The organism is Neobacillus sp. NPDC093182, assembly GCF_044754045.1.
In genome coordinates this window covers 788,923-803,105 of record NZ_JBIVOI010000001.1, presented here as the reverse complement: position 1 = coordinate 803,105, position 14,183 = coordinate 788,923, and the positions used below count along the sequence as shown (strand labels likewise).

Annotated in this window: 12 protein-coding genes; 9 read left to right on the top strand and 3 right to left on the bottom strand. The window is 38.9% G+C overall.

Annotated features, from left to right (window positions below):
- Positions 1 to 138 precede the first annotated feature (138 nt).
- Complete coding sequence (murC, locus tag ACIQAA_RS04180; protein WP_402615357.1) at positions 139 to 1,440, top strand: UDP-N-acetylmuramate--L-alanine ligase; 1,302 nt, start codon at positions 139 to 141, stop codon at positions 1,438 to 1,440.
- Between the two features lie 39 nt (positions 1,441 to 1,479).
- On the opposite strand, the gene ACIQAA_RS04175 is transcribed toward murC, so the two are convergent.
- Positions 1,480 to 2,595, bottom strand: a complete 1,116-nt coding sequence (locus tag ACIQAA_RS04175; RefSeq protein WP_402615354.1) for an aminopeptidase — start codon at positions 2,593 to 2,595, stop codon at positions 1,480 to 1,482.
- A 213-nt stretch (positions 2,596 to 2,808) separates the two neighbouring features.
- Between ACIQAA_RS04175 and ACIQAA_RS04170 the strand changes: the two genes are divergently transcribed.
- The 5 genes from ACIQAA_RS04170 to ccpA all read left to right on the top strand — a co-directional run bounded on the left by ACIQAA_RS04170 (position 2,809) and on the right by ccpA (position 6,746).
- On the top strand, positions 2,809 to 3,270 hold the full coding sequence (locus ACIQAA_RS04170; RefSeq protein ID WP_402615351.1) for a DUF948 domain-containing protein: 462 nt from the start codon (positions 2,809 to 2,811) through the stop codon (positions 3,268 to 3,270).
- Between the two features lie 26 nt (positions 3,271 to 3,296).
- The gene (locus ACIQAA_RS04165) at positions 3,297 to 3,665 is read left to right on the top strand and encodes a YtxH domain-containing protein (RefSeq protein ID WP_402615349.1); all 369 of its coding nucleotides are present in this window, start codon (positions 3,297 to 3,299) and stop codon (positions 3,663 to 3,665) included.
- Positions 3,666 to 3,754: 89 nt separating this feature from the next.
- On the top strand, positions 3,755 to 4,087 hold the full coding sequence (ytxJ, locus tag ACIQAA_RS04160) for a bacillithiol system redox-active protein YtxJ (RefSeq protein WP_402615346.1): 333 nt from the start codon (positions 3,755 to 3,757) through the stop codon (positions 4,085 to 4,087).
- Positions 4,088 to 4,316: 229 nt separating this feature from the next.
- Positions 4,317 to 5,393 (top strand): bifunctional 3-deoxy-7-phosphoheptulonate synthase/chorismate mutase, encoded by a 1,077-nt coding sequence (locus ACIQAA_RS04155; RefSeq protein ID WP_402615345.1) that lies wholly within the window; start codon positions 4,317 to 4,319, stop codon positions 5,391 to 5,393.
- Between the two features lie 354 nt (positions 5,394 to 5,747).
- Positions 5,748 to 6,746, top strand: coding sequence for a catabolite control protein A (gene ccpA, locus ACIQAA_RS04150; protein ID WP_402615342.1), 999 nt, complete (start codon positions 5,748 to 5,750; stop codon positions 6,744 to 6,746).
- A gap of 171 nt (positions 6,747 to 6,917) precedes the next feature.
- On the opposite strand, the gene acsA is transcribed toward ccpA, so the two are convergent.
- The gene (gene acsA, locus ACIQAA_RS04145) at positions 6,918 to 8,636 is read right to left on the bottom strand and encodes an acetate--CoA ligase (protein ID WP_402615340.1); all 1,719 of its coding nucleotides are present in this window, start codon (positions 8,634 to 8,636) and stop codon (positions 6,918 to 6,920) included.
- Positions 8,637 to 8,836: 200 nt separating this feature from the next.
- Here acsA and ACIQAA_RS04140 point away from each other — a divergent pair, with 200 nt between their 5' ends.
- From ACIQAA_RS04140 to ACIQAA_RS04130, 3 genes are read left to right on the top strand one after another with little or no spacing between them, the layout of a single operon-like run.
- A complete protein-coding gene (locus ACIQAA_RS04140) occupies positions 8,837 to 9,469 on the top strand; it encodes a GNAT family N-acetyltransferase (RefSeq protein ID WP_402615337.1) in 633 nt (210 codons plus the stop codon).
- Positions 9,470 to 9,496: 27 nt separating this feature from the next.
- Positions 9,497 to 10,144 (top strand): acetoin utilization AcuB family protein, encoded by a 648-nt coding sequence (locus ACIQAA_RS04135; protein WP_402615335.1) that lies wholly within the window; start codon positions 9,497 to 9,499, stop codon positions 10,142 to 10,144.
- A complete protein-coding gene (locus ACIQAA_RS04130; protein WP_402615332.1) occupies positions 10,141 to 11,316 on the top strand; it encodes an acetoin utilization protein AcuC in 1,176 nt (391 codons plus the stop codon). The genes ACIQAA_RS04135 and ACIQAA_RS04130 overlap by 4 nt, the downstream gene beginning before the upstream one ends.
- Before the next feature lie 35 nt (positions 11,317 to 11,351).
- On the opposite strand, the gene ACIQAA_RS04125 is transcribed toward ACIQAA_RS04130, so the two are convergent.
- On the bottom strand, positions 11,352 to 14,123 hold the full coding sequence (locus tag ACIQAA_RS04125; RefSeq protein WP_402615329.1) for a transglycosylase domain-containing protein: 2,772 nt from the start codon (positions 14,121 to 14,123) through the stop codon (positions 11,352 to 11,354).
- Between the last annotated feature and the right edge of the window lie 60 nt (positions 14,124 to 14,183).

Sequence of the window (14,183 nt, the reverse complement as noted above, 5' to 3'; positions counted from 1 at the left end):
TACTTAAATGTGAATCATTCATTTATTTTCGTATATTAGCAAGTTAAAGCGCCAATGCGCTTTAGTACTAAAAATTAGCATTTCAAGATAGATGTCATATACTGTTTTACAGATAGACGTTGGTTGGAGGTTCTTTATATGACTATTTACCATTTTGTAGGTATAAAGGGGTCAGGAATGAGTGCATTAGCGCAAGTTCTCCATGATATGAATTTCGATGTACAAGGCTCCGATGTCGAAAAGCACTTTTTTACTCAACTGGCCCTTGAAAAATCAGGAATAAAGATTCTCCCCTTTCAAAAGGAAAACATTAAACCGGGGATGACTATTATTGCTGGAAATGCATTTCCTGATACTCATGAGGAAATTCAAGAGGCTATGAAGCTCGGGCTGCCGATTATTCGTTACCACCGATTTTTAGGCGACTTTATGCAAAATTTCACTAGTGTGGCTGTAACCGGTGCACACGGTAAAACGTCCACAACAGGTCTGCTTGCCCATGTTATCAAGGGTGCAAAGCCGACTTCGTTTTTAATTGGTGACGGTACTGGTAAGGGCGAAGAAGGCTCGAAATATTTTGTTTTTGAAGCATGTGAATACCGAAGACACTTTTTGTCCTATTTTCCAGATTATGCGATCATGACAAATATAGATTTTGATCATCCAGACTATTTTGCCAATATTGATGATGTTTTTTCAGCATTTCAAGAAATGGCCGTCCAAGTTAAGAAGGGGATATTCGCATACGGGGATGATGAACAACTTCAAAAAATTCAGGCAAAAGTACCTGTATTGTTTTATGGATTTGGTGAGGAAAATGACTACCAAGCCAAAAATCTTGTAAAAAGTACTACTGGTACAACATTTGATGTTTTTATTCGGAATACATTTTATGATACATTCACGATTCCAACGTTCGGTGAGCATAGTGTATTAAATGCGCTTTCCGTTATTGGGGTATGCCACTACGAGGAAATTGATGTTTCGATTGTTAAGGAACAATTGGAGACCTTCCAGGGTGTGAAAAGAAGATTTTCTGAAAAAAGAATTGGCTCACAAATACTGATTGACGATTATGCCCATCACCCAACGGAAATTAAAGCTACCATCGATGCTGCTAATCAAAAATATCCAGATCGAGAAATAGTAGCCGTATTTCAGCCTCATACGTTTTCGAGGACGCAGGCTTTTCTAGAGGATTTTGCAAAAAGCCTGAGACTTGCAGATAAAACGTATTTGTGTGAAATTTTTGGTTCTGCCAGAGAAAATCATGGAAAGCTTACGATAAAGGATCTTCAAACAAAAATTGAAGGTGCAGAAATTTTATCGGAAGAAACTACCTCCCTGCTTGAAAAACATAAAAATAGCGTTATAATCTTTATGGGTGCAGGAGATATCCAAAAATTCCAAGAATCCTACGAAAACCAGTTAACCTTATAAAAAGAGAAAGGATGTCAGTCCAGCTGACATCCTTTGTTTTTATTTTAAATTCTCGGGATTAAGACCTTCTAGTTCCGGAATAACGAAAAGACCGTCTTTACGGATTAACACATCATCAAAATAGATTTCGCCACCGCCATATTCAGGACGCTGAATGTTAACCATATCCCAGTGAATATTTGAATGGTTTCCGTTAAAGGCTTCATCATAGCATTGACCTGGTGTAAAGTGGAAGCTGCCTGCGATTTTCTCATCGAATAAAATATCCTGCATTGGGTTTAAGATATATGGGTTAACGCCAATAGCAAATTCTCCGACATAACGTGCACCTTCATCTGTATCAAATATTTTGTTGATTCGCTCAGTATCGTTGGCAACAGCCTCTACGATTTTGCCATCTTTAAATGTTAACTTAACATTTTCAAAGGTGAAACCTTGGTAAGGAGATGGGGTATTATAGGTGATTACTCCATTTACTGAATCACGTACGGGTGCACTATATACCTCTCCATCAGGAATATTTGCGTGACCTGCACACTTTATGGCAGGGATATCTTTTATAGAGAAGGTAAGGTCTGTTCCAGGTCCTGTGAGACGAACTTTATCTGTCTGGTTCATCAATTCCACAAGACTATCCATGGCTTTATCCATTTTTCCATAATCCAAATTACAAACATCGAAATAGAAGTCCTCAAATGCCTCTGTGCTCATACTTGCCAGCTGAGCCATATTTGATGTCGGGTAGCGGAGGACAACCCATTTTGTTTTCGGTACACGGATATCGCGATGAACCTTTTTACCGATCGTACTGCCATGAATTTTAATCTTATCGTCTGGCACATCTGCCTGCTCGTTGATGTTATCACCAGAGCGCAGTCCTATGTATGCATCCATTTTGCTCATAACATTTGCCTCAAAGTCTGCAATCATATTAAATTGCTCTTCCTGGGCACCAAGTAATAACGCACGGTCTACTTGTTGGTCCTTTAAAAGTACAAATGGATATCCGCCAGCTAAATAAGCTTCCTTAACAAGTGCCGTAACAAGCTCGCGCTGCAGGCCAAAGTTTTCGATTAATACCTTTTCACCTTTTTGCAATTCTACCGAGTAGTTGATTAGATTTTTTGCTAGTTTTTCAATACGTGGATCCTTCATGGTTAACCCTCCAAAAAAAAGTATGTAAATACATACTCTATTGTAACCGATTTCTTCATAGATTGAGAAATATTCAACATTAGAGCAAAACGTATTGTAATCCATTGCAGGAAAATGAGACAATCATATTGAAGTAGTATAAGATACCTATTTACGTTTAACACTGCCTAAGATAGGTAATACATAAGGATATAAAACCGGAGGTAAAAACAAATGGAAATTATTTTATACTTAAGTGTCGCTTTAATTGCGATTGCATTTTTAGTACTAGTCATCTACGTTGCCAAAACGCTTAAATCTCTTCAAGAGACTCTTTCAAGCGTTTCCACCACTTTAACGGGATTAGAAAGACAATTAGATGGAGTCACAAAAGAAACGACTGAACTCTTACATAAAACCAATGCACTGGCCGATGATATTCAAGAGAAATCACAGAATTTAAATAGTGTTGTCTCTGCGGTAAAAAATGTTGGGACGACGGTAAATAAATTCAATGGCACCTTAAAAACGTTAACTGAATCTTTCGATATACAAGTAGAAGAAAATAAAGAAAAAATCTCCCAAATTGTGCAATGGGGTAATGTTTTTCTTGAACTTAAAGATAAATGGAATGCTAAGAAGCAAGAAAAAAAAGCAGATCAAGTTGAGGAGATTAAACGAGTTAGGTCACGTTAATTATTTATATAAGGGAGGAATCCAGAATGAGCAGTAAAGATTATGAATTGCGAGAAACAAACCAAAACAAAAGTGAAGACTCATCCAGCAGTTTTTTATTAGGAGCACTGATTGGCGGACTAGTGGGCGCAGCTGCAGCCATTTTCTTAGCCCCAAAATCAGGCAGAGAGCTTCGAAGTAAACTTAACATCCAAGCGGAAACATTAAAGGAAAAAACGGTCCACCTTATGAATAAAACAAAGACACCTGTTGATGTCGAGGAAGACAATTATATTCCAATCGGTGGAATGCCAAAAGCAGCTAGTGAAGGATCTGTTGATGAACTTTCAATAAGAAAAAAATTAGAAGAAGCAACAAAAGCACTTGAAGAGGAAGAAAATAAAGTAACACATTGAGAGAGTATTTGAAAAATAAACCAATTATTTGTATCAAAAACGGTGAAGTGATAGAATGACTTCACCGTTTATTATTTGGAGGATAGAATATGTTGAAAAAAATTGATACATTAGAACAATTTGAAGAGTTATTAAAGCAAGAGGACAAATTTTTTATATTAAAACATAGTTTAACTTGTCCGATTAGTCATGCAGCGTATCAGGAGTATGAAAAATACGCAGGCAGCGATCAAAGTATACCGACTTTTTATTTAGCTGTTCAAGAGGCACGCCCTTTATCAAATGAAGTGGCAGAGAAGTTTGAAATTAAACATGAATCCCCTCAGGCACTTTTGATTAAAAATGGTGAGGCTGTCTGGAATGCCTCTCATTGGAAGATTACAAACAAATCTTTAAGCACTGCATCAATTGATAATTTATAGCACTTTTTTTAAATTCCATGCATACAATGACGTATTATAAGATGATTCGCTTTAGCGCTTAAAAGCGTTTAATCACTAAAGAAAAAAGACGTGACAAAAAAGCTCTTATCAGATATAATAAAGCATAATTATTGAATAGTGAAAAAATTTATATTTAAGGGAGCTAGCTGACAGTATTTAGTTATTCTGCAATCATTCTGTCAAGCTATTGAAAGGACGGGGACAATAAATGAGCAAAAGTAATTTGGAACAGTTAAGGACACGTGTCGATGATTTAAACTTGGAATTATTGAAACTAATTAATGAAAGAGCTCAACTTGTCCAAGAGATTGGGAAGGCTAAAGAAAGTCAAGGAGTTTATAAATACGATCCTGTTCGTGAACGAAAAATGCTTGATGTCATTAAAGAACATAATGATGGACCATTTGATAATGCGACGATTGACCATTTATTTAAGGAAATCTTTAAGGCTGGCTTAGATTTGCAAAAAGATGATCATCAAAAAGCACTGCTTGTTTCTAGAAAGAAGAAACCAGAAAATACGATTGTCAACTTAAAAGGTGAAACTGTCGGAGACGGAAAACAGCATTTTGTTTTTGGTCCATGTGCTGTCGAGTCTTATGAACAAGTGGCAACTGTGGCAAAAGCAATGAAAGAAAAAGGTTTAAAGCTGCTGCGCGGCGGTGCATATAAACCTAGAACATCTCCTTATGATTTCCAAGGCCTTGGGGTTGAAGGGTTAAAAATATTAAAACGAGTAGCCGATGAATATGATATGGCTGTCATTAGTGAGATTGTAAACCCAGCTGATATTGAGATGGCTATTGATTATATTGATGTTATCCAAATCGGTGCCCGTAATATGCAAAACTTTGAATTATTAAAAGCTGCGGGAGCAGTAAATAAACCAGTCCTTTTAAAACGTGGTATTGCAGCCACGATTGAAGAATTTATTAATGCTGCCGAATATATTATGGCACAAGGAAATGGGCAGATTATTCTTTGTGAACGTGGAATTAGAACATACGAACGGGCAACCAGAAATACGCTTGATATTTCTGCAGTACCGATTCTTAAGCAAGAGACACATTTACCGGTAATGGTCGATGTAACTCATTCAACCGGCCGCAGAGATTTACTTCTTCCTGCTGCAAAAGCAGCACTTGCGATTGGCGCAGATGGGGTTATGGCTGAGGTTCACCCAGATCCAGCAGTAGCACTTTCAGATGCGCAGCAGCAAATGAATCTTGACCAGTTTAATACTTTTTATAATGAACTGCTTGCTTCCAATTTAGTTAGAATTTAATTAAGTGAGAAAGGCCCTCTGCAGTCCTTGCAGAAGGCCTTTTTTTATTAAATAATGAAATAAAGTGAAAATGAGAACAAATATCATTGCGACTTGTTTGTACTTATCGTATGATTAGATACATAAATAAAAGTTTGTATATTATCTCACAAAGAGAAAAGCGGAAGCGCCTTGTTCAGCCCCGACAAGCACTGGAGGGCCTGTGGATGAAGTCGCGCTTTTTGACTTCATCTGCAGGACCGAAGTGACCTCGAGGGGCTAGGCGCTGAAAGCTGGACAAAAAAAAGACTAAATTATTAAAAATGCTGTAAAATAAGAGAAAATACGTATCGTGTTTAAGGAGAGTGTTTAAACGTGAATATAACAATTTATGATGTTGCCCGTGAAGCGAATGTTTCGATGGCAACCGTTTCACGTGTCGTCAATGGAAATCCAAATGTAAAGCCTGTTACCCGCAAAAAAGTATTAGAAGTCATTGATAGACTTGGTTACCGTCCTAATGCAGTTGCCAGAGGATTGGCCAGCAAAAAAACAACTACCGTTGGGGTCGTAATTCCGGACATCTCGAATATCTTTTTCGCAGAACTCGCACGTGGTATTGAAGATATCGCAACTATGTACAAGTACAATATTATTTTAAGCAATTCAGATCAAAACAAAGAGAAAGAATTACACTTATTAAATACTATGCTAGGTAAACAAGTGGATGGTATTGTTTTTATGAGTGGAAATATTACTCAAGAGCATGTCGAAGAATTTGGAAAATCACCAGTACCGATTGTCTTAGCTGGATCCATTGAAGAATCTGAGCAGATTCCTTCTGTTAACATAGACTATGAACAAGCTGTTTATGATTCAGTGAAAGAATTTATTGATAAAGGTCATAAGCATATTGCATTTGTAGTTGGGCCATTACAGGAGCCGAGAAATATTCACAAAAAACTAAAAGGATATCAGCGTGCGCTTGCAGATGCAGGTATAGATTTTAATGAGTCACTCATTGTCGAAGGCGATTACACCTATGACTCTGGCTTAGAAGCGTTCGATAAATTATTAGAAGCTCCGAATAGACCGACTGCAATACTAGTTGGCTCTGATGAAATGGCACTTGGTGTTGTCCATGGCGCCGAGGATAAAGGATATAAACTTCCTGAAGACTTTGAGGTTATTACATCAGATAATACAAGGCTTTCATTAATGGTTCGTCCGCAGCTGACCACAATCGTTCAGCCTTTATACGATATCGGAGCTGTGGCTATGCGTTTACTCACCAAATTAATGAACAAAGAAGAGGTAGAGGAACAAACCGTTGTCCTTCCACACCGCATCGAGCACCGTCAATCAACTAAATAATAAGAAAAGCAGAAGCGCCTTGTCCAGGGGCGACAGGCATAAGACGAGCCGGCATGAAGGTTGTTTTTTAACCTTCTTGACGGATTGGCTTATGACCCCGAGCCCCTAGGCGCTGGAGCTAGACAAAACAAAAAAGGAAGCGCCTTGTGTTTATGCGCTTCCTTCTTTTGTTTAATCTTCCATGGTAGATAAATCACCTGTTGGTAAGTTAAGCTCCCATGCCTTTAAGACACGTCTCATAATCTTACCGCTTCTTGTTTTTGGAAGTTTATCTCGGAAATCGATCTCTCGAGGAGCTGCGTGTGCTGCAAGACCTTGTTTTACAAAAAGTCTAATTTCTTCTTTAAGTTCATCTGAAGCTGTATAGCCGTCTCTAAGTGCGATAAAGGCTTTAATAATCTCGCCGCGCACAGGATCAGGTTTTCCGATTACCCCAGCTTCTGCTATTGCAGGGTGTTCGACAAGTTTGCTTTCCACTTCAAATGGACCAACTCGTTCACCAGATGTCATGATAACATCGTCTACACGTCCTTGGAACCAGAAATATCCATCCTCATCCATATAGGCGGAATCACCAGAAAAATACCAGCCGCTTGGCATGAAATAAGATTCATATTTTTCACGATTATTCCAAATGGTGTACATCATAGAAGGCCAGCCCCTCTTAATAGCAAGATTCCCCATGCGGTAAGGTGGAAGTTCATTGCCTTGGTCGTCAACAATCGCAGCCACGACACCTGGAATAGGCTTACCCATTGAACCTGGTTTAATCTCCATACAAGGGTAATTACTAATAAGCTGTGCACCTGTTTCCGTCATCCACCAGTTATCATGAATTCTTTTGTTAAAGACCTTCACGCCCCATTTTACTACCTCAGGGTTTAAAGGTTCCCCAACACTCAAGACATGGCGAAGGCTGCTTAAATTGTATTTCTTTACAATTTCATCTCCAGCTCCCATTAACATACGGAAAGCAGTAGGAGCACTATACCAAACGGTAACGCCAAAGTCTTCAATCATTTTGTACCAGGTATCAGGGCTGAAACGTCCGCCAACAATTACGTTGGAAGTTCCCGTTAACCATGGTCCAAAGATACCGTAAGAAGTTCCTGTAACCCATCCTGGGTCAGCAGTACACCAATATACATCCTCTTCTTTTAAATCTAATACCCATTTTGCTGTTTGATAATGCTGGATCATTGCATTATGTACATGCAGGACTCCCTTTGGTTTACCTGTAGAACCTGAAGTATAGTGAAGAATGAGCCCATCCGTACGGTCTACCCATTCAATTCGGAGCGTGCTGCTGGCAGCCTCGAATTTTTCCAAAAAGTTAACGTACTGCCCATTTTCTTCAACATTTTGACCAACAAGGAAAATGTGTTTTAATGCTGGAAGCTCATCTACAGGTACACGATCTAATAATTCAGGAGTTGTAACCAAGACTTTGGCTTCACTATCTTGCAAACGATCGCGAACGGCACCCTCCATAAAAGCTTCAAATAATGGACCGACAATTGCTCCAAGCTTGATAGCACCTAATACAGTAAAATATAGTTCAGGTGACCGTGGCATAAAAATAAATACGCGGTCTCCTTTCTCAACATCTCCGTAAGTTTTTAGCACATTACCAGCTTTATTTGAAAGCTCTTTCATTTCTTTGAACGTAAACTTTTCATTTCTAGTGTTATCGCGGTAATAAAGGGCTACTTTATTTTTTCGAAATGTTTCTGCATGGCGGTCGATCGCTTCATACGCCATATTCACAAGTCCAGTTTCATGCCAGGAGAATTCCTTTTCAGTCTCCTCCCAACTGAAGGTCTTATACTTTTCATCATAATTTGATAAGTTATGCTCTCCTTGCATAACCGGCAGCTTTTCCACTCTCATTCCATTTCCCCCTTATGCTAGTATGAGATTATTATAGTACAAATAGAAACTATTCTCAATTTTTAAAATAATTTAATTGATTTCGAGAAATTGTCACATAGTTTTCTAATTAAACAGAAAATTATGGGAAGGGGCAAAAAATTGATAGAAATTATGTATAATAGAAATGATATGCGAATGATTTTTCAGGTGGTGTAGGGATGGAACACAAAAAAACGTACAATGCGAAAGAATTAAAAACTCCCCATGGAAATCTAATTATTGAAGGTCCTATTTCCTCGGATAAGCTTGCTGGATATGAATTTCACGAACATCTTACCGCTTTTCGTCCTCCTGAACAGCAGCATCAAGCGCTGGTTGGGATTGCACAGCTCGAAGAGGGAAGAATTATTATCGCAAGGCATCACCATACCATTGTTGGCTATGTGACATACCTTTTTCCAGATCCTCTTGAAAGATGGTCTGAAGACAAAATGGATAATTTAATTGAATTAGGTGCTATTGAGGTAATTCCTAAATTTAGAGGCTGCGCAGTCGGAAAAAATCTCCTCACCGTTTCCATGATGGATGATGCCATGGAGGATTACTTAATTATTACGACAGAATATTATTGGCATTGGGATTTAAAGGGAACTGGGTTAAATGTTTGGGAGTATCGAAAAATCATGGAGAAAATGATGAATGCGGGCGGTCTCCAATGGTATGCAACGGATGATCCTGAGATTTGTTCACACCCTGCTAACTGTTTGATGGCGAGAATTGGAAAAAGGGTGGACGTAGAGACCATCCAAAGGTTTGATCGACTTCGTTTTATGAATCGATTTATGTATTGATCCCAATTAATTGAGGAGGCCATTCGGATGATAGTAGAAGAAATAATGAAAACCGAGATTGTTACCGTTACTCCAACAGTTTCAATTGCTGACACAATGAGATTAATGGAGTCAAAAAAAATCCGGCATATACCCGTTATAGATACAAATCAACAGCTTGTTGGTATTGTAACCTTATCTGATATACGAGATGCAGCTCCATCAATTTTTCGTGCAAACGACCATTTAGAAGATCTTGAAAAACCGGTTGACTCGATTATGAAAAAGGACGTTATCACTGGCCATCCTCTTGATTTTGTCGAGGAAATAGCAGCTGTGTTTTATGAGCATAAAATAGGCTGCCTTCCGATTACAAACAATCACAAGCTCGTTGGAATTGTTACTGAAACGGATTTATTGAGAACGCTCGTTGAGTTGACAGGTGCTCATCAGCCGGGGTCTCAAATTGAAATCAGGGTGCCTAATTTTGCAGGAAAGCTTAGTGATATTACTAGTATTATAAAGAATCGAAAAGCAAATATATTGAGCGTACTCGTTTACCCTGACAAAAAGGATGATCAATATAAAATTCTCGTCGTAAGATTACAGACCATGAATCCTACTGTGCTCATTCAGGATTTAAAACAATCTGGCTATGACGTTCTATGGCCCAATCTGCCAGGTGTTTCCCTATGACCGATTCCTGTTCATTTGTATTTTCAGAAGAATTGTTAAACTATAAATTCAGCAATAACCATCCTTTTAATCAGTTTCGACTGAAACTTACTGTCGATTTGTTACATAGATTAAATGCCTTAGACCATAGGCAGGTTGTTCCCCCCAGAATGGCAACAGAGGAAGAGCTTAGCCTTGTTCATGATCCAAGCTATATTGATGCTGTTAGGATGGCAGGGTATGGACAGCTTCCACTACAAGTAGCTGAAAACTATGGGTTAGGAACAGAGGATACACCAATTTTTCCTAACATGCATGAAGCTAGCGCTCTACTTGTTGGAGGGGCATTAACGGCTGTCGATCAAGTAATGACAGGACAAGCAGTCCATGCCCTTCATTTAGGCGGGGGATTGCACCATGGTTTTCGTGGAAAAGCTTCTGGATTTTGCATTTATAATGATAGTTCAGTAGCTATTAAATATCTGCAAAAAAAATATAATGCTAGGGTTCTTTATGTAGATACGGACGCACATCATGGAGATGGAGTTCAGTGGTCCTTTTATGATGATCCCAATGTCTGCACGCTCTCCATACATGAAACGGGAAGATACCTATTTCCGGGTACCGGTAACGTGAACGAAAGAGGGCAAGGTAAGGGGTATGGTTATTCTTTTAATATTCCAGTAGATGCATTCACTGAGGATGAATCATGGCTCCATGTCTATACTCATTCAATAAAGGAAGTAGCAGAGTTTTTTAAACCAGATGTTATTTTGACTCAAAATGGAGCAGACTCTCATTATTATGATCCTTTAACTCATTTATCCGCTTCAATGAAAATCTATCGTGAAATCCCAAAGCTGGCTCATGAGATTGCCCATCAATATTGCGGAGGTAAATGGATTGCAGTTGGCGGCGGGGGTTATGATATATGGCGTGTGGTTCCTAGAGCTTGGGCACTTATTTGGATGGAAATGACTGAAAACTCAAACTGTTATGGAAGTTTACCGAAGGACTGGATCGATTATTGGCAAGAAAAGGCACCAGTCAGCCTTCCAAAAAATTGGGACGATCCAGATGATATGTATAAGCCAATTCCGAGAAAAGCCGAAATAACGGAAAAAAACTTACTCACGCTCGAAAAGGCGCTATATTCAATTAGAAATAATCAAAAAAGTGAATCTAAACAATAAAGGGGCTTGGATTTTCCAAGCTCCTTTATTGTTATTTATTGAGGTGCAGGTACAGGTACAGGTGCAGGTGCAGGTGTAATAGTAACACCAACATCCACTTTGTTTGATGGTCCAGATTCATTCCCTGCGATATCTACGGCGGTTACATAGTATGAACCGTTAGATGCTGAAAAGGAAAGACTAGAACCACTAATGATACTCGCGACCTTTGATCCGTTTTGATAAACTCGGTACCCAACAATATCATTATCTGCTGGTGGTGACCAAATGAGATTATTACCGGATACTGAAAGGGTTATCCCGTCAGGCCGTTTTCCGTTATCGACAATCTTATCATTCGGAACTAGGATTTTACCCCATCGTTCCATCTTAGGAATTAGCTGGCTTGTATTACTAAAATTACTTCCAACCATTTGTGTGATAAAGTCTGGATTGAGGATAACCCCTTGTTGGGCAAATTCTTTTGGTGTTGAATCTAAAGCTAGATACCTTTTATCACCAATTTGCACATAATTTCCTGCAATCAGGCTGTCATCTCGTTTTGTTGGAACATTTTCTGCGTTAAAATAATCACTTTCAACTAAACCAGCCTTAGCGCAGGCATCCGAAGGCAGCAAGCCTGAAACCGCACAGAACGAACGCTTTACAATTCCTTCTGGTACAGGAAATGATTCAGAAGGATTAACTAACTCAGGTTTAATATCATAAGCCGCATTCATTAATTCAGCCCATAGATTATTTGTTCTCTGTGAGTAAGACATTCCGCCGGTTTTTAATGATTTTGGTGTATCATAGCCAGTCCAGATTCCGAAGGTTACATTTGGATTGGTAGCCACAAACCAAGCGTCATGATAATCATGCCCAGTTCCTGTTTTACCTGCCCAATCAGCCCTAAACTTCAGCTTACTGTTAATACCAGCAGCTGTACCACTTTTGATTACATCCCGCATCATATCAAGTGTTAAAAACGCTGTTTGCGGTTTAAAGACGTCAACTGGCTTCACTTCATGCTGATAAATGGTCTTGCCGTTTTTATCGACAATCTTTTCAATCATGTACGCATCAATAAATTTACCTTGATTTGCAAACGTTCCAAAGGCGTTAGTGTTTTCTTCGACTGTTACGCCATTTTTCATCGATCCAATAGAGGTTGAGAGATTGGTATAATCCTCACTTCTTAAGGACGTAAAGCCCATTTTTTCAAGATACTTTGCAGGCTGCTGATCAATGATATCTTTATACAGTTTAACAGCCGGTACATTATAAGATTTTTTTAGTGCATGTCTGGCTGATGTGATCCCGCTGTATCGCCTATCATAGTTGTTAGGCCATGGTTTTGAACTGGAAGGGTCAAGCCTTAAGGCTACATCCGGTAAAGGTGTGCCTGGTGAGGCTTTCCCCAATTCAATGGCAGGTGCATAAACGAGTAATGGCTTCATCGTAGAACCATTTTGTCTCACGGCACTAGTCGCATGATTAAGCTCCTGTTTATTGTGGTCTCGTCCACCGACAAAACTGATGATTTTCCCAGTTTTATTCTCGATCAGCATAGCACCGACTTCAACCGGCTCCATGACATTAATGGTTTCCCCGGTTTCTGGATCCTGTTTCTGTTCTGGCTTATCAGGTCCGTAGTTTGGGTAGTTATTCTTTACAACCTGGAAGGCATCATATATATCTTTGTTAATCGTTGTATGAATTTCGTATCCATTTTGTCTTAAATTTTGCTTGGCTAATGTTTTGTATTTATAAAAAAGATTCTCATCTTCTTTTAAATTATTTTCCTCATAGCCGTCGTTTTTCGCCAATACATTGGTTAGGACTTCGATAGCTCGCTTTTCAATCTCAAATGATAAGTATGGATATTTTTCCAGCGGGTTGTCCCCTGCAGGAATAAAATCCTTTGTAATATCATAGGCCGAGGCTTCTGCATACTGTGTTTCAGTAATGTGACCGCCATCATACATTCTTTTTAAAACCGTTTTCATTCGAGTAAGGCCCGGTTCTAAATTGTTTTTCACTGTACCTTCTCTTGTAAAAGGTGTGTAGCCAAAGGGACTTTGCGGTAAACCAGCAATAAAGGCCGCTTGTGGCAGGGTCAATTCACTGGCATTTTTCCCAAATATTCCTTTTGCCGCGGCTTGAACACCGCCGATATTTTTACCAGATGAATTTCTACCAAATGTTGAAACGTTTAAGTAAGCTTCTAGGATTTCTTTTTTGCTAAAAAACTTCTCTAGACGCAGTGCCAGCAAGATTTCATTAGCCTTTCTTTCGAATGAGACTTCATTCGTTAAGATTTGGTTTTTGATTAATTGCTGTGTTAATGTACTTCCGCCTGTTTGAGTAGCTGAGTTTGTTACTTCTTGGAAAAGTGCCCGAAAAACCGCTTTTGGGACAACCCCTTTATGTTTATAAAAATACTCATCTTCTGTTGCAATGACCGCTTTTACCAGGTAATCTGATACTTGATCAATTTTGACTTCTTCACGTTCAAGATCTGTACGGAGCTTGCCTAGATAAACATTGTCAGAAAAATATAAGTCCGATGTTTCCGTATAATTATAAATATCTTTTTTCATGCTGTCATAAGACCGGACGGGCTCGTCCTTTACAAGCGAGGCAAAATATCCTGCACCCACACCCCCTGCAAATGCTCCCCCAAGGATGACGACAGTTATAATCAGCAGCAAAAGGTTCCAAAAGACCTGGTACGTAATACGTGCGCTTTTTACTGTCCTTTTATGGGTAAACAAGTTAGATATGGATTTTACTTTCTCTATCCACGCTTGAAATTTATCGTTCATCGAATCACCTCTTTTAAAATCACATATATTATAGCATAATGATGATTACAAAAATGACAA